Source organism: Methylobacterium sp. C1 (genome assembly GCF_001854385.1).
Taxonomy (GTDB): Bacteria; Pseudomonadota; Alphaproteobacteria; order Rhizobiales; family Beijerinckiaceae; genus Methylobacterium; species Methylobacterium radiotolerans.
The window spans coordinates 828,262-847,507 of sequence record NZ_CP017640.1 but is presented as its reverse complement, the minus strand read 5'-3'; the positions used below and the strand labels follow the sequence as shown (position 1 = coordinate 847,507).

The window sequence follows — 19,246 nt, the reverse complement described above, 5'->3', positions numbered from 1 at the left end:
GCCTAACGCGCCGGGCGCCCGGCGTCGCCCGGCCCGGCCTCCGGGTAGAGCCGTTCGCGCAGATTATTCAGGATTCCGGCGGTGACGCCCCAGATCAGCCGCTCGCCGAAGGTCAGGGCGTAGAACCAGCGCTCGCGGCCCTGCCACGCGCGGGAGCGCAGGCGGTAGCGTTCCGGGTCCAAGAGGAACGCGAGCGGCACCTCGAAGACGTCGGCCACCTCGTTCGGGTTCGGCGTCAGGACCGCGCCGGGATCGACCAAGCCGATGACCGGGGTCACGAGGAAGCCGGTGCCCGAGAGGTACGGGTCGAGATAGCCGAGGAGCCGCACCGACTCGGGCGGAAGCCCGATCTCCTCGAACGCCTCGCGCAGGGCCGCGTCCGCGGGCCCGGGATCGGCGGGATCGATCTTGCCCCCCGGCAGCGCCACCTGCCCGGAATGGTCGCGCAGGTTGGCGGCCCGCATCGTCAGGATCAGGGTCGGCCCGTCCGCGCGCGGCACGACCGGCACGAGGACGGCGGCTCGGCGGTGCGGCGGCGGCGGGATCACGGCCGTCCCGTCCGGATCGAGGCTGTGGTCGCCTCGCGGATTGGAGGTCGGATCGTCCGGCCCGGGCGGAGCCGGCGACAGGCCGGCGGCGGCGCGGGCGAGGAAATCGGCGAGCGGGTCGCTCACGCGGCGGCGACCGGCGCGATCGTGTGGAAGGCGCCGCCGGCCCACAGGCCGAGCCAGGGCTTCCCGTCGACGACGCGCTCCTCGGCGAGATCCACGAGGTCGTAGGTGAGCGCCCGGGTCACGAGCGCCCACAGCCCGCGGCGGACATGGAGGTAGGGCTTCAGCGCCCCGTCCGGTGCCGCCTCGAAGCGAAGGGCGTGCTCGGCATCGACGCTGACCAGATCGTCGACGTTGGTCCGGAAGGAGACGCGCCGCTCCGCCCCGCTCCCGTCCACCGCCATCTCGACGGCCACGAAGGCCGCGTCGTCCACGGTGATGCCGACGCTCTCCACCGGCGTGACCAGGACGGTCCGGCCGTCCGGCTCGCGCCGCAGGATGCTGGCGAACAGCCTGACCAGCTTGTCCCGGCGGATCGGCGAGCCGTTGTGGAACCACGTCCCGTCCGCCGCGATGCGGATGTCGATGGCGCCGCAATAGGGCGGGTCCCACCGCTCCACCGGCGGCAGTCCGCGCTTCGGCAGCTCCCCCAGGGCCGCGCTGAGGCGGCTCAAGGTCGGGTCGGGGGCGGGATCCTCGCTCATGCCCGTGACAGATAGCGTCCCGATGCCCGCTCAGCCATGGCCGACCGGAGGATCGGCGCCGCTCCCTTGCCGGACCGCAGGGGCGGGATCCTAGGCCGGACCGGCACCCTGGGTGTTCACCGTCACGGCGTAGAGCGACTGGCTCGCCGCCATGAACAGGCGGTTGCGCTTGGGACCGCCGAAGGTGAGATTCCCGCACACTTCCGGCAGGCGGATCCGCCCGATGAGCTTGCCCCGCGGTGTCCAGACGGTGACGCCGTTGTAGCCCACGGCACGACCGGCGTTGCTCGACACCCAGAGATTGCCGTCGACGTCGGCCCGCAGGCCGTCGGGCCCGCATTTCACCCCGTCCACGACGCAGTCCGAGAACAGGCGCTTGTTCGACAGCGCCGCCCCGGTCCCGACGTCGAAGGCGTAGATCTCGCCCTTGCCGCCGGGTCCGGTATCGCCGGGCCCCTTCCCGGTGGAGCAGACGTAGAGCGTCCGGTGATCGGGCGAGAAGCACAGGCCGTTGGGGTCGGGCACCTCGTCGTCGGTGAGAATCCGGTCGACCCGCCCGGACGGGTCGATCCGGTAGACCGCGTTCGGCAGCACGCGGCGCCGCGGGCCGGTCCCGGCCGGCTGGCCGAGCCGCGGATCGAGATGGCCGTGCGGGTTGCTCGGACCGCCCGCCGCGTCGGGGAGGCCCTCGTAGAGGAGCGCGCCGTAGGGCGGATCGGAGAACCAGTACGCGCCGTCCGGGTGCTGGACCACGTCGTTGGGGGAGTTGAGCGGCTTCCCGTCGAACGAATCGGCCAGGACCGTCGCCGAGCCGTCGAGCTCGTAGCGGACGACGCGCCCGGTGGCATGCTCGCAGGTGAGCTGCCGCCCCTGGCGATCGAAGCTGTTGCCGTTGGAATTGTTGCTCGGCATGCGGAAGGTCGAGACGTGCCCGTCCTCCTCCAGCCAGCGCATCTGTCGGTTGTTCGGGATGTCGCTCCAGACGAGGTAGCGGCCGACGGCGTTCCAGGCCGGTCCCTCCGCCCAGAGGGCGCCGGTCCAGAGCCGGCGGATGGCGCTGTTCGGCACGATGTAGGGCTCGAAGGCCGGGTCGACCGTGACGATGTCCGGATCGGTGAAGTAGGTGGTCGGCGGCGCTCCCGGGCGGAAGTCGCGCGGCGGGCTCGTCACCGTGCTGGGCGGCGCGGGCTGCGCCGCCGCGTCGCCGGCCGTGACGGCGAGTGTTCCCAGGGCCGCGAGGACCGTGCGCCGGGAGGGCGGGACACGGCCGCGCTCGGCCGCGATCCCGGATGCATCGGTCCGCGACGGTCGCATACGATCCTCCCCCGCGCATCCTGCAACGGGCCGCGGCGCGCGCCGGCAGGCTAGGACACCTGTCCTGAGCCGGTCAACTGGGCCGGCGCCGCAGGATCTTCCAGACGCCGTCCGCCGAGGCGAGGAGACGGGTGCCGTCGCGGACGTCGCCGCGCATGAACACGAGGGAGCCGGTGCGCTTGACGACCTGCGGCCGGATCTCGATCCAGTCGCCGAGGCGGCCGACATCGATGAACTTCATCTCCAGCTGGATCGTCACGCAGTTGGCGCCTTCGGCGGCGCGCATCGCGGTCTCGCCGAGAGCCCGGTCGGCGAAGCTCATCAGCATGCCGCCGTGGACGACGCCGATCAGGTTGGCGTGCTTCTGATCGGCCCGGAACGCGTAGGCGCCGTCCGCGCCGCGGACGTGCAGCGGCCCGACATGGGCGATGAAGCCCTTGTCCTCCACCAGCGCCCAGCCCTCGGCGGCGGGATCGTAGGCATCCTTATCCGTAGTCATCGCGTCGGGTCCGTTCGTGTCGAGGTTTCGGTGGGCGGATGTCAGGTTCCCCGGGGCTTGGCCCGCCGGGTCGGCGCCTCGCTGAGCGGATCCTCCGGCCAGGGATGGCGCGGGTAGCGCCCGCGCATCTCGGACCGCACCGCCGCCCAGGAGCCGCGCCAGAAGCCCGGCAGGTCCCGGGTGATCTGGATCGGCCGCTGCGCCGGCGACAGCAGGTGCAAGACCAGCGGCCGGCCACCGGCCCGCGGGTGCCGGTCGAGGCCGAACAGCTCCTGCACCCGGACCGCCAGCGCCGGTTCCTCGGCCGTGTAATCCACGGGGATGCGCGAGCCGGTCGGCACCTCGACATGGGTCGGCGCCTCCGCGTCGAGCCGAGCGCGCAGGTCCCAGGGCAGCAGCGCCTGGAGAGCGTCCGCCAGATCGCCCGCCGTGACCGACGCCAGGCCGGCGCGACCCACGATGGACGGCGCCAGCCACGTCTCCGCCGTCCGGGCCAGCGCCTGGTCCGACAGGTCGGGCCAGGCAGCGCCCTCGGCGGCGCGGAGGAAGTTCACCCGGGCTCGCCACTGCGCCAGGGCCGGCGTCCACGGAAGCCGGTCGATCCCGAGATCGGCGATGCCGCGCGCCAGAATCGCGGCGCTGTCCATGTCTGACGGCACCGGCAGCGGCCGTGATCCGAGACTGACCGCGCCGAGTCGCCGGACCGCCCGCGCCCGCAGGGCGGCTGCCGGCGGATCGAAGGCGATCTCGGTGCGCGACTCGATCCGGTCGGCGAACAGCCGTTCGATCGCCTCGGCGCCGATCGCCGCCGCGGCGAGGATCCGGGCGTTCCCGGCCGATCCGGCGAGGTCGGCGATCACCAGATGGGTCTCGCGGGCGAGCGGGCTCGCCGGGTCGAGGCGCCCGGCCCGGCCGCTCGCCATCACGAACTCGCCCTCGCGGCCGCGCGCCCGGGCCACGCGGTCCGGATAGGCGAGCGCCAGGAGCGGCCCGGCGCCGGAGGGGCCGGCGTCCGGGCTCGCGGGACCTCCCGCCCCGGCGATCCGGGCCCAGCTCTCGGCGAGCCGGCGCATGTCGGCGGCGCGCCCGCCCCGGTCGCGGCGGAACCGCTCGACCCGCTCGTCGAGGTCGACCCCGTCGCCCCCGAGGCCCGTCCACCAGCACGGCGGCGAGGTCGGCGGCGCCCGGGCCTGACCGGTGCCGCGCCGCACCGTCACCATCCGGGCGAGCCGCGCGGCGCGCGGCAGCGCCCGCAGCGCGCGCGCCGACCGGCGTCAGGCGGCCGTCGGCGTCGAGCGCGCCCAGCTCGCTCAGCAGGGCGCGGGCCTCCGCCAGGGCGGGCGCCGGGGGCGGGTCGAGGAAGGCGAGCGCGCCGGGGTCGGTCACGCCCCAGGCGGCGCAGTCGAGGAGCAGCCCGGCGAGGTCGGCCGACAGGATCTCGGGCCGCGTGAACGGCTCCAGGGCGTTCGTGCCGGCCTCGGACCAGAGCCGCCAGCAGAGGCCGGGCTCGGTGCGTCCGGCACGGCCCCGGCGCTGGTCCACGGAAGCGCGAGAGGCGCGGGCCGTGACCAGACGGGTCAGGCCGAGGCCCGGCTCGTAGACCGGGACCCGCGCCAGCCCCGAATCGACCACGATCCGGACGCCCTCGATGGTCAGGGAGGTCTCGGCGATGCTGGTCGCGAGGACGACCTTCCGCGTGCCGGCGGATGCCGGCGCGACGGCGCGGTCCTGCTCGGCGGGCGTCAGCGCGCCGTAGAGCGGCGCGAGCTGCACGTCGGGCCCGACCGTCTCGGCCAGCAGGTCGGTGGTCCGGCGGATCTCCGCCTGTCCGGGCAGGAACACCAGGATCGAGCCCGGATCCGCCCGCAGGGCGCGCAAGGTGACCTCGGCGACCGAGTCCTCGACCCGCCGGTTCGGGTCGCGCTCCACGTACCGGGTCTCCACCGGGAAGGCGCGGCCCTCGGAGGCGACCACCGGGGCGTCGCCCATCAGCCGCGCGACCCGGGCGCCGTCGAGGGTCGCCGACATGACGAGGATCCGCAGGTCCTCCCGCAGGCCGCCCTGCGCGTCGAGCGCCAGCGCGAGGCCGAGATCGGCGTCGAGGGAACGCTCGTGGAACTCGTCGAACAGGACGGCGCCGATTCCGGACAGCTCCGGATCGTCCAGGATCATCCGGGTGAAGACGCCCTCGGTGACGACCTCGATCCGCGTGCGGCCCGAGATCTTCGAGCCGAGGCGGACGCGCAGGCCGACCGTGCCGCCGACCGGCTCGCCCAGCGTCTGGGCCATCCGCGCGGCGGCGGCCCGGGCCGCGAGGCGGCGCGGCTCCAGCAGGATGATCTTGCGCCCGTCGAGCCAGGGCGCCGCCAGGAGGTCGAGGGGCACGCGGGTCGTCTTGCCGGCGCCCGGGGGCGCCACCAGGACGGCGGCGTTCCGCGCGGCGAGCGCGCGGCGCAGATCGGGGAGCGCCGCCTCGATCGGCAGCACGGGTGCGGGACCGGCCATCGCGGCCGCTGATGGCGCGGCGCGGCGCCGAGCGCAACCGGCGCGAACCCGGGTCGGCGCCGCGTCCGGCGTCCCGTGACGCCGGGCACGATTCGACACGGGCTCCCCGTCCCGAGCTCTGGCAACTGCGCGGCGCCGCCGCGATCGTGCGGCGCGACTGCACAGATCCGACGGGAGCGAAACGATGACCCTCCGCCGCCGCGCGCTGACCCTGGCCGCCCTCTCCCTGGCCCTGCCGCTGGCGACCGGCGCGGCGCGGGCGCAGGACCGGCTGCCGACCATCCCGCCCCAGGACTACACGCCCGAGCAGAAGCAGGCGGCCGAGGCCTTCGCGCAGGCACGCGGCAAGCCGCCCTTCGGGCCGTTCGAGCCGCTCATGTACTCGCCGGAGGTGATGACGCTCGCCCGGTCGATGGGCGACTATCTCCGCTTCAAGCCGAAGATCGGCACTACGCTCTCGGAACTGGTGATCCTGATGACCGCCCGCCGCTGGACGCAGGACTACGAGTGGTACGTCCACGCGCCGATCGCCGAGAAGGCCGGCATCTCCGCCGACATCATCGCGGCGATCCGCGACGGCCGCCGGCCGGCCAAGATGAGCGACGACGAGACCCTCGTGTACGATTTCACCGCCGAGCTCCAAGACACGAGGCGCGTCTCCGACGCGACCTTCGCGCGCGCCGAGGCCCGGTTCGGCAAGCCCGGCGTCGTCGATCTGGCGGCGATCTCGGGCTACTACACGTTCCTGGCGATGGAGCTGAACGCGGCCCGCTACCCGATTCCCGCCGACGGCAAGCCGCTGCCGCGCATGCCCGAGTAAGCCGGCTTATCCACAGCTGCCCGGCACCGGAAACGGCGTTGTCCACAGGGTTTGGCCGGTCGAGCGCGGCCGGCCCGGCCGCCGTTGACGGAACGTTAACCCTTATGGCTTGTTCTCTTTTCGTTCCCGGACGCGACGAAGGAGAACCCGATGCTGACCCAGGTCCTGGCCCAGCGCGACGATCACGTATGCCCCGTCGAGGCGATCAGCTCCGCCTATCTCGGCTTCGCGGGCGGCGATGCCGGGATCGCCCTGCGCTGCGCGATCGCCGACGCCCTGTCCGACCTGATGGAGGCGGAGCGGCGCACGCGCGAGCGCAGCCGCCTGATCTCCCGCGGCTACGTCCGGACCGCCCCCGATCCGGAGGCCGGGCCGACAAGCTGAACCGTGGCTGCAGGCCGGCTTCAGCTTCGGTGCAGCGCGGGCGCGGCATTGTCCCTCGTGTGATCCGGGGCGCCCAGGCGCTTCGTGCTTCCTCTGGAGACAGGTCATGACACGCATCGCTCTGCTCTCGGCCGCCGCGCTGATCGGCGCGGGCACCCTGGCCTCCACCGCCGCCGAGGCCCGCGGCGGCGGCGCCATCGCGGCCGGCATCATCGGCGGCCTCGCGGCCGGCGCCCTGATCGGCGCCGCGACCCAGGCCCACGCGGCGCCCAGCTACGGTTACGGCGACGCGGATTACGGCTACGCCCCGGCCCCCGTGGTCGTGCGGCCGGCCCCAGTCTACCGCGTCTACGAGGAGGAGGCGCCGGTCTACGCCACCCGCCGGACCGTGACCTACGAGCGGGTCCCGGTCGGCTACGGCCCGGCCCGCCACTGGCGCGGCGAATACGAGGGTGGCTACGGCTATCGCGGCTGGTGAGCCGGGGGTTGCGCCGGGCGCCGTGACGGGGCCCGGGCGCGTGGCTTAAGACGGTGGCGGCGCCGGCCGAATCCGGCGGTCCGCACCCACCGACGGGTCATCGACGGGTCCATGCTGGTCCACGAAGGCGAGACGCGCACCCCGGAGGCCGACAGGGCGCTCGCCCTCTCCCTCGCCGGGGTGGCCGGCGCGTTGAACACCGCCGGCTTCTACGCCGTGGGCCTCTACGCCTCGAACATGACCGGGAACGTCTCGGCCATCTCCGACCGGACCGGCACGGGTGACCTTCTGCTGGCCTTGCAGGCGGGCCTGCTCGTCATCCTGTTCGTCCTCGGCGCCGCCACCGCGACGCTGCTGATCCGCCGCCGCCGCCGCGGGCGCCGTCCGGGCGCCTACGCCTACGGAGTCTGCGCGGAGGCGATCCTCCTCGTCGCCGTCGGCCTGCTCGTGCTGCCGCTCCACGAGCCGGCACGGAGCCACGCCCTCGTGCTCGGCCTGAGCTTCGTCCTCGGTCTCCAGAACGCGGCCGTGACCAAGATCTCCGAGTCGCGGGTCCGGACCACGCACGTGACCGGCATGATCACCGATATCGGCATCGAGCTCGCGCGCTGGCTCGATCGCGGCGCGCCGGGCGCCGACCCGCTGAAGGCCCACGATCCGGTGCGGCTGCGGCTGTACCTCTCGACCGTGGGCGCCTTCCTGGCGGGCGGCGTGGTGGGGGTCGTGGCCTACCGCCTCGTCGGCGTGACGCTGCTCTTCGCGGCGGCCGCGATCCTGGCCGGTCTCGCCCTCCCCGCCCTCAGGCGGTGACGTCGAGGAGCTGACCCATCATGCGGTCGGCGGAGCGCGCCACCGCGGCGTTCAGCGCGAAGGCCGACCGCGACCCGATCAGGTCCAGCGCGGCCCCCGACAGGTCCACCTGCGCGGCCGGCGGCAGGACCGCGTCGCCGACGGGCGCGCCGCTCGCCGCGATGGTCTCGGCGGCCTTCCCGAGCCGATCGGTGGCCCGGGTCATGCCGGTCGCGGCGGTCTGAAGGGCGTCGATCATGCCGGAATCTCCCGGGCCTGACCCTGGCAGGGAGGCGCGAAGAGCCGGTTTCGGCGATCGCTCGAATGCGACCGATCCCGCGCATTCCGGACCGCCCGGCGCTCACCCCTTCGGCGCGCACACGGTGACCGGGGAGGCGCCGCCATAGGGCCGTTCGGCGTCCGCGATCTGCTTCGCGGCGGCCTCGCAGGCCTGCCGGGTGTTGAACTCCACGGACCCGATCGCCGAGCCCGAGCCGGCCAGCATGATGATTAGCACGTAGACCACGCCATTCCCCTCCGGAGCCCCGGTCCGGCGTCGCGATGCGTGCTGGTGCGGACGGCGGGACTCGAACCCGCACGGCCTTGCGGCCGCAAGATTTTAAGTCTCGTGCGTCTACCGGTTCCGCCACGTCCGCATGCGCCCTCGGTAGCGGGGGCGGCGGGTCCGATCAAGCGGGGGGCGTCCAGCCGTACAGCCACGCGTAGCGGTCCCGCATGCCGTCCGGGCCGAGGCGGGCCATCACGGCGTTGCGCACGAACGCCACCACGCCGCCGGCGTGGTAAGTCCGGCCGTTGCTCCGCGCCGCCTTCTGGACCCGCCGCACCCGGGCGGTCCGCGCGCCCGAGAACGCCACGAGCGCGGCCGGCACGTCGGCGTGGTCCGCGAGGGCACGGGTCAGGACCGCGGCGTCCTCGATCGCCAGGGCCGCTCCCTGCGCCAGGTAGGGCAGCACCGGGTGGGCGGCATCGCCGATCAGCGCGAGCCGGTCGCGGGCGAGCGGGCGCGCCACGGCCCGGTCGGCGAGCGACCAGACCAGCCAGGAATCCGGCAGGCTCAGGAGGTCGCGCAGCGACGCGGCGCAGCCGCGCAGATGCCCGCGCAGCACGGCCGGCTCGCCGAGCCGGCCCCAGCCCTCGTCGCCCACAGCTTCGGGCACGACCGCCACCACGTTGAGGAACTGCCCGTCCCGCACCGGGTAATGCACCACGTGCCGGCCGCGGCCGAGCCACAGGCCGGTGGCGGCACCGCGCAGCGCCTGCGGGGCCGCCTCCATGGGGATCAGCGCCCGCCACGCCGCGGCCTGTCCGGGCCGGAGCGGGGCCGGATCGAGATGCGCGCGCAGGCGCGACCGCAGCCCGTCCGCGCCGATCACGAGGTCGAAGGCGGCCGGCTGGGCCCCGCTCGCGCCCTCGACGGTGAGGACGGCCTCCGAGGCCGTCCGGGACACGGCCGTGACGGTGCGGCCCATCAGCAGGCGGATCGTCGAGCGACTCCGGAGCGCGTCGAGCAGCAGCGTCTGCAGGTCGGCGCGGTGGATCACGTAGTAGGGCGCGCCGAACCGGCTCAGCGCCTGCGCGCCGAGCGCCACGCCGCCGATGCGGCGGCCGCTGTCGAGGGCGCGCACCTCGACGGCGGGCGGCTCGCTCGCCGCCCGACGCAGGGCCGCCGAGAGCCCGAGCCCGGCCAGGATCCGGCTCGCGTTGGGCGAGATCTGGATCCCGGCCCCGACCTCGCTGAAGCCGGTCCGGCGCTCGATCACCGTGACGGCGTGGCCGGCATCCGACAGAGCCAGCGCCGCCGTCAGGCCGCCGATCCCGGCCCCGACGATCCCGATCCGCAGAGATGGACTGCCAGAGGGCACGGTCGGCGGCGCCTACTCCGCCGCGACCTTGGCGTCGTCCCGCCACACGCAGGCCTGCGGCTCCGCCTGATCGGCCTTCAGGCCGGCCCTGTACCGGTAGAGCGTCGAGCAGTACTGGCAGATGATCTCGCTGTCGGCGCCCATGTCGAGGAACACGTGCGGGTGGTCGAACGGCGGCAGCGCGCCGATGCACATGAACTCCTTAACGCCCACGGTGATCACCGGCACGCCCGGCTCGTTGTGGAAGTGCGGTACCGCCTTGCCTGCCATCCGGCCCTCGCCTGCCCCGCGACCGACCGCGCGGCGAATCTGCCTGCGCGCACCCGGGCGTCTCGCGGCCGCTTATGCCGCCAGCCCCGCGACCGGCGCAAGCCTCGCCCGACCGGTGACCGATGCGGCTTGGACTCCCGCGCCCCGCGCCGTACATAAGGCGGAGCCCGATTGACGCCGCCGCGAAAAAAGTCCCGATCATGCAGCAGGAACAGGCCAGTGCGCAGGGTGCGCGCCGCGCCCCGGAACCGCCGATCCACGGTCCCGAGGGATTCGAGGGCATGCGCCGCGCAGGGCGGCTCACCGCCGAGGCCCTCGACCTGCTGATGGAGGCGACGCAGCCCGGCGTCACCACCGAGGAACTCGACAAGCTCGCCTACACCTTCGCGATGGATCACGGCGCCTATCCGGCCTCGCTCCTCTACCGCGGCTACCCGAAGTCGATCTGCACCTCGATCAACCACGTGGTCTGCCACGGCATCCCCAACGACAAGCCGCTGCGCGAGGGCGACATCGTCAACCTCGACATCTGCCTGATCCTCGACGGCTGGCACGGCGATTCGAGCCGGATGGCCTATGTCGGCGAGGTGCCCCGCAAGGCCCAGCGCCTGTGCGAGATCACCTACGAGGCGCTGATGCGCGGCGTCGCCGCCGTGAAGCCCGGCGGCTCGACCAACGATATCGGCCGGGCGATCCAGTCCTACGCCGAGGGCGAGCGCTGCTCGGTGGTGCGCGACTTCTGCGGCCACGGCCTCGGGCGCACCTACCACGACGCGCCCACGATCCTGCACTACGTCGAGGCCAGCTACGACGTGCCGTTCAAGCCCGGACAGTTCTTCACGATCGAGCCGATGATCAATCTCGGCCGGCCCGCCGTGAAGGTCCTGGGCGACGGCTGGACCGCCGTGACCCGCGACCGCTCGCTCTCCGCCCAGTTCGAGCACACGGTCGGCGTCACCGAGACCGGCGTCGAGATCTTCACGATCTCGCCGAAGGGGCTGCATCAGCCCGTCAACCCGGCCGCCTGACCGGCCGTGTCGCCGCGGCCGGACGACGGTGAGGCGGGGCTGTTCGCCGACAGCGCCGCCCCGTCCCCGGTCGAGAAGGAGGCGCCGCACTACCACGGCCATCGCGACCGCCTGCGGGAGAAGTTCGCGACGGCGGGGGCCGACGCGCTGCCCGATTACGAGCTGCTGGAGCTGGTCCTGTTCCGGGCGATACCCCGGCGGGACGTCAAGCCCCTCGCCAAGGCGCTGGTCGCCCGGTTCGGCAGCTTCGCCGAGGTGGTCAGCGCCGAGCCGGCGCGGCTGATGGAAGTGGAGGGCGTGAGCGCCGGGGTCGCGTCCGACCTCAAGGTGATCGAGGCCGCGGCGCGGCGGCTCGCCCGGGGCGCGATCCGGGAGCGCGCGCTCCTGGGCTCGTGGAGCGCGCTGCACGAGTACCTGCGCGCCACCATGGCGTTCGCCCCGCGCGAGGAGTTCCGCGTCCTGTTCCTCGACAAGCGCAACCACCTCATCGCCGACGAGGTGCAGGGACGCGGCACCGTCGACCACACGCCGGTCTATCCGCGCGAAGTCGCCCGCCGGGCGCTCGAACTGTCGGCCACGGCCATCATCCTGGCCCACAACCACCCGTCCGGCGACCCGGCCCCCTCCGCGGCCGACGTGGCGATGACCCGCGAGATCGTGGCGGTCCTGGCGCCGCTCAAGATCGTCGTCCACGACCACGTGATCCTCGGCCGAAACGGTCACGCCAGCCTGAAAGGCCTCAAGTTGATCTGATCCTCCGGCCGCCTTGAGCGTTATCGCCCGCGGATATAGCCATGAACGGGTGGCGCGCCTCTTGCCTCAAGAGCGGGAGCGTACGGGAGGAGCGAGATGGCGGTGACGGCCTTCGACGAGATGAACGGACTCGGCACCGGCGCCGCCGATCCGGCCGCCGTTCGCGACGCCTACGGCCAGCTCAAGGCGTGGCTGGACTCGACGCCGCCGGAGCACTTCAACACCCGCCGCAGCCAGGCCGAGCTGCTGTTCCGCCGGATCGGCATCACCTTCGCGGTCTACGGCGACAACGAATCGACCGAGCGGCTGATCCCGTTCGACATCATCCCCCGGGTGATCACCAAGCCGGAATGGGCCTTCCTGGAGCGCGGGCTGACGCAGCGGGTCACGGCCATCAACCTGTTCCTGAAGGACATCTACGGCGCCCAGGAATGCATCAAGGCCGGCATCATCCCGGCCGACCTCGTCTACCGCAACGCCCATTACCGCATGGAGATGCGGTCCTTCCGCGTGCCGCACGACCTCTACGTCCACATCGCGGGCATCGACATCGTCCGGACCGGCGAGAACGACTTCTTCGTGCTGGAGGACAACGCCCGCATCCCCTCGGGAGTCTCCTACATGCTGGAGAACCGGGAGGTGATGCTGCGCCTGTTCCCGGACCTGTTCTCGAAGCACCGGGTCGCGCCGGTGGAGAACTACCCGGACGCCCTGCTCGCCACGCTGCGCAGCCTCGCGCCGGGCTCGGCGACCCGCGACCCGACCGTCGTGCTCCTGACCCCCGGGCGCTACAATTCCGCGTTCTACGAGCACTCGTTCCTGGCCGACAAGCTCGGCGTCGAGCTGGTGGAGGCGTCCGACCTCTTCACCAAGGACGACGTCGTCTACATGCGCACCACCGAGGGGCCGCGGAAGGTCGACGTGATCTACCGCCGTCTCGACGACGACTTCCTCGACCCGCTGGTCTTCCGCCCGGATTCGGTCCTCGGCGTGCCGGGGCTGATGAACGCCTACGAGCGCGGCTCGGTGACCCTCGCCAACGCGGTCGGGACCGGCATCTCGGACGATAAGGCGGTCTACAGCTACATGCCCGAGATCGTGAAGTTCTTCACCGGCGAGGAGCCGATCCTGCACAACGTGCCGACCTACCGCTGCCGCGAGAAGGACGCCTTCGCGTACGTGATGGACAACCTGTCCGACCTGGTGGTGAAGGAGGTCAACGGCTCGGGCGGCTACGGGATGCTGGTCGGGCCGCACGCCAGCAAGCGCGAGCTCGACGACTTCGCCAAGAAGCTCAAGCACGCCCCGGACGGGTTCATCGCCCAGCCGACCCTGTCGCTCTCCACCTGCCCGACCTTCGTGGCCTCGGGCGTCGCGCCCCGCCACGTCGACCTGCGGCCCTTCGTGCTGTGCGGGGCCGACAAGATCCGCATCGTCCCGGGCGGCCTGACCCGGGTGGCGCTGAAGGAAGGCTCCCTGGTGGTCAATTCCAGCCAGGGCGGTGGCACGAAGGACACCTGGGTGCTCGACGCCTGAGGTCCAGGCCGTCCCGACGTTCCGAGGCGCGGACATTGTGGTCCGCACGACTTGGCTGAAGACCGATGCTCTCCAGGACTGCCGACAACCTCTTCTGGCTCTCGCGCTACGTCGAGCGCGCCGATTTCGTCGCCCGCATCCTCGACGCGGCGCACCGCTTCGCGTCGCTGCCGACGAGCTACGGCGGCGGCGGGAGCAACGAGTGGGAATCGGCCCTCGCCTCGGCCGGCGACCCCGACGCGTTCAAGACGCACTACAGCGCGGTCAACGCCGACACGGTCTGCGACTTCCTGGCCTTCAGCCCGCACAACCCGTCCTCGATCCGCTCCTGCATCGAGGCGGCCCGCGAGAATGCCCGCTCGGTGCGCACCGCGCTGACCACCGAGATGTGGGACGCGATCAACGGCGCGTGGCTGGAGCTGCGCAACTATTCCGGCAAGGACCTCAACCGCGACGAGTTCGGCCGCTTCCTCGACTGGGTGAAGACGGTCTCGCTCACCTTCGACGGCTCGGCCTTCCGGACGATGCTGCGCAACGACGCCTTTTGGTTCACGCGGCTCGGCACGGCGATCGAGCGGGCCGACAACACCGCCCGGATCCTCGACGTCAAGTACCAGATCCTGCTGCCGCACGACGAGACGGTGGGCGGCAGCCTCGACTACTTCCAGTGGACCACGATCCTGCGCGAAGTGTCGGCCTTCAACGCCTACCACTGGGTCTACCGGGAGAGCATCAAGCCGCTGCTGGTGGCCGACCTCCTGATGCTCAACAAGCAGATGCCGCGCTCCTTCGCGAACTGCTACGGCGTGATCGTCGAGTATCTCGACCTGATCGCCGACGCCTACGGCCGCCGGGGACCGAGCCAGCGCCTCGCGGGCAACATGCTGGCGAAGCTGGAGGGCGAGGACATCGACCGGGTCTTCGCCACGGGGCTGCACGAGTTCGTCGAGGCGTTCATCGCCGAGAACAACAGGGTGGGCGAGGCGATCGCCAAGCAGTATCTGGTCGGCTGAACGAGACGGACGGGACGGCGCATGCGCATCCGCGTGGTTCACGAGACCATCTACACCTACGAGCAGCCGGCCCGCGGGCTCGTGCAGGTCCTACGGCTGACGCCGCGGGATCATGACGGGCAGTACGTCCGCGGGTGGCGAATCGATACCACTGTCGACGGGCGGCTGACTGCCCGCGAGGACGGGTTCGGCAACGTCGTCCACTGGTTCACCCCGGACGAGCCGGCCGACGCCCTGACCATCCGGGTCACCGGCGAGGTCGATACCGACGACACGCACGGCGTCGTCCGCGGAACGGTGGAGCGCCTGCCGGACGAGTTCTACCTCCGCGACACGGACCTGTGTGCCGCCAGCCCGGAGCTGCACGCCTTCGCGGAGCGCGTTGCCGCCGAGGGCGACGGCGCCGTCCTCGGCTTGCTCCACCGGCTGATGGGGGCAGTCCACGGCGCGGTGGCCTACGAGGCCGGACCTGCGAGCAACGCGGTGCCGGCCGCCAAGGCGTTCGCGGCCGGAAGCGGCGTCTGTCAGGACCTCGCGCACGTCTTCATCGCCGCCGCGCGTCACATCGGCGTCCCGGCCCGCTACGTCGCCGGCTACCGGGCCCGGGACGACGGGCAGGCGGATGTCGAGGCGCCCCACGGGTGGGTCGAGGCCCTGGTGCCGGATCTCGGTTGGGTGGCGTTCGACCCGTGCTACGACGTGAGCCCGGCGGACAATTACATCCGCGTCGCCACCGGCCTGGACTACCTCGGGGCCGCGCCGATTCGCGGCAGCCGCACCGGCGGTGGCACCGAGACACTGGACGTGAAGCTGCGGGTCGAGCAAGGCAGGGCCGCCGCTCAATCCTGATCGTTCCGACACCGGTCCGCCGACCGCACGAGAGCCCGAAGACGATGACCTACTGCGTCGGTGTCCTGGTGGAGGAAGGGTTGGTCATGGTCGCCGATACCCGCACCAATGCGGGGCTCGACGATATCTCGACCTACCGCAAGCTCCACCATTTCAACGTTCCCGGCGAGCGGGTGATGATGCTCGCCTCCGCGGGCAACCTCTCGATCACCCAGTCGGTCCTCAGCTTGCTCCAGGAGGGTGTCCCCGGCGAGGAGGAGGGCGAGCCGCTGCAGAAACTCGTCGAGGCGCCGACCATGTTCCAGGCGGCACAGCTGATCGGCCGCGCCATCCGGCGGGTGCGCGCCATCGAGAAGGACGGGTTCGAGGCGGCCAACATCCGCTTCTCGATCTCGCTGCTGTTCGGCGGCCAGATCGGGGACGGCGAGATGCGGCTGTACCTGATCTACTCGGCGGGCAACTTCATCGAGTGCAGCACTGACGCGCCGTTCCTCCAGATCGGTGAGCACAAGTACGGCAAGCCGATCCTCGACCGGGCGGTGAAGTACACGACCGACCTCTACGACGCCCTCAAGGTGAGCCTCGTCTCGATGGACTCGACCATGCGGTCGAACCTCGGTGTTGGCCTGCCGATCGACATCGCGGTCGCCCGCCGGAACGCGCTGACGCTCGAGGTGAATCACCGGATCGAGGCCGGCGAGGGCTATTTCCACGATCTGCGCGAGCGCTGGTCGGCGGCGCTCCGCGCAGCGCACCGGGCGATCCCGCGGCCGCCCTACGGGCCTACCAGCTCCTAGTGCTGCCCCAGCATCGGCCGTTCTAGCGCGGCGCGGGCGATCGAGGGCCGCGCGGCATCGCCGGACGTCGCGCGTCCCCGGATGGCTTCGCTGTGCTCGCAGAGCCGGCGGCTGACTTTCACGGTGTGGCGGAGATCTACGTGGCGGTCCGAGCCGCCGACGTCTCCGCGGCGCCCCAGACCTTCAGGAGCGCCCGTGTCGCTTCGATGGGATCCGCGGCTCGCATCAGGCCGCCCATGATAGCGAAACCCGCCGCCCCTGCCGCGCGACAGGGCCCGACCGCCCCGGGACCGAGACCGCCGAGCGCCACCACGGGCAGGCCGGCGCCGACGCTATCCGTGAGTCCCTCGAGACCCAGCGCCGGCCCGTAGCCGGGTTTGCTCGCGGTCGCGTAGATCGGGCTGAGGGTGACGTAATCGGCGCCGGCCTGCGCGGCGGCCGCGGCCTCGCGCGGCGCGTGGACCGAGACGCCGATCAGCGCGCTCGGACCGAGCGCCGACCGCGCCGCGGCGATCGCCTCCGGCCCCGCGCCGCCGCCGAGATGCGCGCCGTCGGCCCTCAGCGCCCGCGCCAGCGCGACGTCGCCGCCGACCGTCAGGAAGCCCCCCAGGGCCCGCACGCGCGCGGCGACGCCCGCGCCGAGGCGCCGACGCGCCTCCGGCTCCATGTCCTTGTCGCGGAACCAGATCCAGCGCCCGCCGCCGTCGAGGACCGCCTGCACGGTCTCGGCGAGGGGCCGCGGATGCCCGTGCCGATCCGTCACCGTGAGCAGCGGCGACGGCAGCCCCCTCACGAGCCGACGAGGCCGAGCTGCGGGCTCGACGGCTCCGCCCGGCCGCGGCGGGGGATCCGCCCGGCGCGGTGCGCGTCGCGCCCGGCCTCCACGGCCCGGCCCATGGCGCGGGCCATCCGCACCGGATCGTCGGCTTTGGCGACGGCGGTGTTGATCAGGCAGGCGGAGGCGCCGAGCTCCATGGCGATCACCGCGTCCGAGGCGGTGCCGATGCCGGCATCGACCACCACCGGCACCGTCGCCCGGCGGCAGATCAGCTCGAGGTTGGCCGGGTTGGCGACACCCATCCCGGAGCCGATCAGCGAGCCCATGGGCATCACGGCGGCGCAGCCGAGATCCTCCAGGCGCTGGCACACGATCGGGTCGTCGTTGCAGTAGGGCAGCACCACGAAGCCGTCGTCCACGAGATGGCGGCAGGCCTCGATCAGCTCCATCACGTCCGGGTAGAGCGTCTCGCGGTCGCCGATCACCTCGACCTTGATCCAGTTGGTGTCGAGCGCCTCGCGGGCGAGTTCGGCGGTCATGATCGCGTCCCGGGCGGTCTCGCAGCCGGCCGTGTTCGGCAGGAAGCGCTTGCCCTTCAGGATCTTGACCGTGTCCGAGCCGTGGCCCTGGAGCGAGACCCGTCGGATCGAGGCCGTGACCACGTCGGCGCCGCTCGCCGCGACGGCGTCGCGCATGATCGCCTGCGTCGGGTAGCCGGCGGTGCCGATGAACAGCCGGGACGACAGCGTCACCCCGGCGATGGTCAGGCTGTCGTCCCCGCCCTCGGGGCGCGGTGGCGTGTGACTCTGGTCCATGCTCAACCTCCCTGCATGGCGCGGACGATCTCGACGCGGTCACCCTCCGAGACCGGGGTCTCGACCCAGTCCCGGCGGCGCAGAACCCGGCCGTTCAGCGCGATGGCGACGCCCTGCGGGCTCTCGATGCCGCTCTCCTCCGCCTCGAGGCGGAACAGGGCGTCCACCGTCTCGACCGCGCACTCGCGCGGCTCGCCGTTGACGAGGAGTTTCATGCCGAGGCCCTCAGCGCTTCCGGCTGGCCGAAGCGCGCGCGGGTGAAGGGACGCGCCACCGCCGGCAGCGCGCCGCGCAGCACCAGCGCGGCGACCGCGTCGGCGGTGACCGGGGCGAGCAGGTAGCCGTTGCGGTGATGCCCGGTGGCGGCGACGAGGCCCGGGGCGATCGCGTCCAGGATCGGCGCGTCGTCGTCGGAGGTCGGACGGTAGCCGCTCCACACCGCCTCCACCTCCATCTCCTCGATGCCGGGCAGCACCCGGCGGGCACCCTCGAGCAGGGCGTAGAGGCCGCCCGCGGTGACGCCGGGCCGGAAGCCGCAATCCTCGACCGTCGCGCCCACGATGAGTTGGCCGTCGCTCTTCGGCGCCATGTGGACCTGCTCGGTCCAGACCATCCGCGCCAGGGTACCGGTGCGGGCGGTCGTGCGCAGGGCCAGGGACTGGCCCTTCAGCGGGCGGACCGGCAGGGCGAGCGCGTCGGGCAGCAGGCCGCCCTCCCCGCTCCAGGCGCCGGAGGCGAGGATGACGGTCTCCGCCGCGACGACGCGGTCGCCGGCGCGGATCCCGGTCACGCGGCCGCCCGACCAGTCCAGGGCGGTGACGGGGGTCCGCTCCACCAGGATCACGCCGGCCCGGCGGCAGGCTTCGGTGAGGGCGTCCATCACCAGACGGGGGTCGACCTGATGGTCGAGCGGGCAGTGGATGCCGGCAGTGACGGAGGGGCGCAGGCCCGGCTCGAGGCGCCGCACCTCGCTGCCCGGCATCCAGGTCGCCTCGAGCCCCGAGCGGCGCTGCAGGTCGTAGCGGAAGCGCAGCCGTTCGACCTCGTCGCGGCCGACCGCCAGCACCAGGGTGCCGTCGGCCCGGTAGTCGATCGCGCGGCCGGACTCCGCCTCCAGGGCGTCGCGGAACTCGGGCCAGAGCCGGAGCGAGTCCAGGGCGAGCGGGAGCAGCGGGTCGGAGCCCGGCTCGTGCTCGGCCGCCGGGGCCAGCATGCCGGTGGCCGCGAGGCTCGCGCCCGCCCCGATCGTGTCCCGCTCCAGCACTGTCACGGCGCTGCCGGCCTGGGCGAGGCGCCACGCGATCGACAGCCCGATCAGCCCGGCGCCGACCACGGCGACGTCGGTCCGCGCCGGAAGGGTTTCGGGCGCGACACAGCCGTCGGGGCTGCGGCGGCGGCCGATCGGTGAGGCGGGGCGGTCGAGGGGCACGGGCATCTCCGCGAATTGCCGTCGCGGGGACCGGGCCGTCTGCTTCTGTGA

Annotated in this window: 23 protein-coding genes, 1 tRNA gene and 1 pseudogene; 10 read left to right on the top strand and 15 right to left on the bottom strand. The window is 72.8% G+C overall.

The features are described 5' to 3' along the window. Positions 1-2 precede the first annotated feature (2 nt). The 6 genes and pseudogenes from BKE41_RS03915 to hrpB form a co-directional block, all read right to left on the bottom strand. On the bottom strand, positions 3-674 hold the full coding sequence (locus BKE41_RS03915) for a CoA pyrophosphatase (protein WP_024831053.1): 672 nt from the start codon (positions 672-674) through the stop codon (positions 3-5). Further along, on the bottom strand, positions 671-1,255 hold the full coding sequence (locus BKE41_RS03910) for a DUF1285 domain-containing protein (RefSeq protein ID WP_012317605.1): 585 nt from the start codon (positions 1,253-1,255) through the stop codon (positions 671-673). Before BKE41_RS03910 ends, BKE41_RS03915 begins: the two co-directional genes overlap by 4 nt. 90 nt (positions 1,256-1,345) lie before the next feature. Continuing rightward, positions 1,346-2,569, bottom strand: a complete 1,224-nt coding sequence (locus BKE41_RS03905; RefSeq protein ID WP_070998558.1) for an SMP-30/gluconolactonase/LRE family protein — start codon at positions 2,567-2,569, stop codon at positions 1,346-1,348. Positions 2,570-2,642: 73 nt separating this feature from the next. After that, positions 2,643-3,068: a PaaI family thioesterase gene (locus tag BKE41_RS03900; RefSeq protein ID WP_012317603.1), complete on the bottom strand. Its 426-nt coding sequence runs from the start codon at positions 3,066-3,068 to the stop codon at positions 2,643-2,645. A gap of 41 nt (positions 3,069-3,109) precedes the next feature. Further along, positions 3,110-4,279 (bottom strand): ATP-dependent helicase C-terminal domain-containing protein, encoded by a 1,170-nt coding sequence (locus BKE41_RS31950; RefSeq protein WP_245295896.1) that lies wholly within the window; start codon positions 4,277-4,279, stop codon positions 3,110-3,112. A 1-nt stretch (position 4,280) separates the two neighbouring features. Next, positions 4,281-5,573 (bottom strand): annotated as a pseudogene (gene hrpB / locus BKE41_RS31945) (ATP-dependent helicase HrpB); the annotation flags it as partial. Between the two features lie 184 nt (positions 5,574-5,757). On the opposite strand from hrpB, the gene BKE41_RS03890 reads away from it, so the two are divergent. The 4 genes from BKE41_RS03890 (at position 5,758) to BKE41_RS03875 (ending at position 8,065) form a co-directional block, all read left to right on the top strand. Beyond that, positions 5,758-6,393, top strand: coding sequence for a 4-carboxymuconolactone decarboxylase (locus BKE41_RS03890; protein ID WP_053620242.1), 636 nt, complete (start codon positions 5,758-5,760; stop codon positions 6,391-6,393). 150 nt (positions 6,394-6,543) lie between these two features. Then, positions 6,544-6,777 carry a hypothetical protein gene (locus tag BKE41_RS03885; RefSeq protein WP_012317600.1) on the top strand — a complete coding sequence of 78 codons (234 nt, stop codon included), beginning with the start codon at positions 6,544-6,546 and terminating at the stop codon, positions 6,775-6,777. Between the two features lie 106 nt (positions 6,778-6,883). Further along, positions 6,884-7,255 (top strand): hypothetical protein, encoded by a 372-nt coding sequence (locus tag BKE41_RS03880; protein ID WP_029361406.1) that lies wholly within the window; start codon positions 6,884-6,886, stop codon positions 7,253-7,255. Between the two features lie 111 nt (positions 7,256-7,366). Next, positions 7,367-8,065: a YoaK family protein gene (locus BKE41_RS03875; RefSeq protein ID WP_012317598.1), complete on the top strand. Its 699-nt coding sequence runs from the start codon at positions 7,367-7,369 to the stop codon at positions 8,063-8,065. On the opposite strand, the gene BKE41_RS03870 is transcribed toward BKE41_RS03875, so the two are convergent. From BKE41_RS03870 to BKE41_RS03855, 5 genes are all read right to left on the bottom strand, one after another. Further along, positions 8,055-8,303 carry a flagellar protein gene (locus tag BKE41_RS03870; RefSeq protein WP_070998556.1) on the bottom strand — a complete coding sequence of 83 codons (249 nt, stop codon included), beginning with the start codon at positions 8,301-8,303 and terminating at the stop codon, positions 8,055-8,057. The genes BKE41_RS03875 and BKE41_RS03870 overlap by 11 nt on opposite strands. A gap of 102 nt (positions 8,304-8,405) precedes the next feature. After that, the gene (locus tag BKE41_RS31035; RefSeq protein ID WP_012317596.1) at positions 8,406-8,570 is read right to left on the bottom strand and encodes a hypothetical protein; all 165 of its coding nucleotides are present in this window, start codon (positions 8,568-8,570) and stop codon (positions 8,406-8,408) included. Positions 8,571-8,613: 43 nt separating this feature from the next. Then, positions 8,614-8,700: transfer RNA gene (locus BKE41_RS03865), tRNA-Leu, on the bottom strand. A gap of 33 nt (positions 8,701-8,733) precedes the next feature. Further along, positions 8,734-9,927: an FAD-dependent monooxygenase gene (locus BKE41_RS03860; protein ID WP_024831056.1), complete on the bottom strand. Its 1,194-nt coding sequence runs from the start codon at positions 9,925-9,927 to the stop codon at positions 8,734-8,736. Positions 9,928-9,939: 12 nt separating this feature from the next. After that, positions 9,940-10,197, bottom strand: coding sequence for a zinc-finger domain-containing protein (locus tag BKE41_RS03855; RefSeq protein WP_024831057.1), 258 nt, complete (start codon positions 10,195-10,197; stop codon positions 9,940-9,942). Positions 10,198-10,394: 197 nt separating this feature from the next. Here BKE41_RS03855 and map point away from each other — a divergent pair, with 197 nt between their 5' ends. From map to BKE41_RS03825, 6 genes are all read left to right on the top strand, one after another. Further along, on the top strand, positions 10,395-11,225 hold the full coding sequence (gene map / locus BKE41_RS03850) for a type I methionyl aminopeptidase (RefSeq protein ID WP_024831058.1): 831 nt from the start codon (positions 10,395-10,397) through the stop codon (positions 11,223-11,225). A gap of 6 nt (positions 11,226-11,231) precedes the next feature. Then, a complete protein-coding gene (gene radC, locus BKE41_RS03845; RefSeq protein WP_012317592.1) occupies positions 11,232-11,978 on the top strand; it encodes a DNA repair protein RadC in 747 nt (248 codons plus the stop codon). Positions 11,979-12,074: 96 nt separating this feature from the next. Next, the gene (locus BKE41_RS03840) at positions 12,075-13,514 is read left to right on the top strand and encodes a circularly permuted type 2 ATP-grasp protein (RefSeq protein ID WP_024831059.1); all 1,440 of its coding nucleotides are present in this window, start codon (positions 12,075-12,077) and stop codon (positions 13,512-13,514) included. 65 nt (positions 13,515-13,579) lie between these two features. Then, positions 13,580-14,527 (top strand): alpha-E domain-containing protein, encoded by a 948-nt coding sequence (locus tag BKE41_RS03835; RefSeq protein ID WP_012317590.1) that lies wholly within the window; start codon positions 13,580-13,582, stop codon positions 14,525-14,527. A gap of 21 nt (positions 14,528-14,548) precedes the next feature. Further along, a complete protein-coding gene (locus BKE41_RS03830; protein ID WP_012317589.1) occupies positions 14,549-15,376 on the top strand; it encodes a transglutaminase family protein in 828 nt (275 codons plus the stop codon). 44 nt (positions 15,377-15,420) lie between these two features. Then, complete coding sequence (locus tag BKE41_RS03825) at positions 15,421-16,173, top strand: peptidase (protein ID WP_012317588.1); 753 nt, start codon at positions 15,421-15,423, stop codon at positions 16,171-16,173. Positions 16,174-16,309: 136 nt separating this feature from the next. On the opposite strand, the gene BKE41_RS03820 is transcribed toward BKE41_RS03825, so the two are convergent. From BKE41_RS03820 to thiO, 4 genes are read right to left on the bottom strand one after another with little or no spacing between them, the layout of a single operon-like run. Next, complete coding sequence (locus tag BKE41_RS03820; protein ID WP_070998554.1) at positions 16,310-16,966, bottom strand: thiamine phosphate synthase; 657 nt, start codon at positions 16,964-16,966, stop codon at positions 16,310-16,312. After that, on the bottom strand, positions 16,963-17,766 hold the full coding sequence (locus BKE41_RS03815) for a thiazole synthase (RefSeq protein WP_024831061.1): 804 nt from the start codon (positions 17,764-17,766) through the stop codon (positions 16,963-16,965). Before BKE41_RS03815 ends, BKE41_RS03820 begins: the two co-directional genes overlap by 4 nt. Positions 17,767-17,768: 2 nt before the next feature. Then, positions 17,769-17,981, bottom strand: coding sequence for a sulfur carrier protein ThiS (gene thiS / locus BKE41_RS03810; RefSeq protein ID WP_012317585.1), 213 nt, complete (start codon positions 17,979-17,981; stop codon positions 17,769-17,771). After that, positions 17,978-19,201: a glycine oxidase ThiO gene (thiO, locus tag BKE41_RS03805; RefSeq protein WP_053620249.1), complete on the bottom strand. Its 1,224-nt coding sequence runs from the start codon at positions 19,199-19,201 to the stop codon at positions 17,978-17,980. Before thiO ends, thiS begins: the two co-directional genes overlap by 4 nt. Positions 19,202-19,246 lie beyond the last annotated feature (45 nt).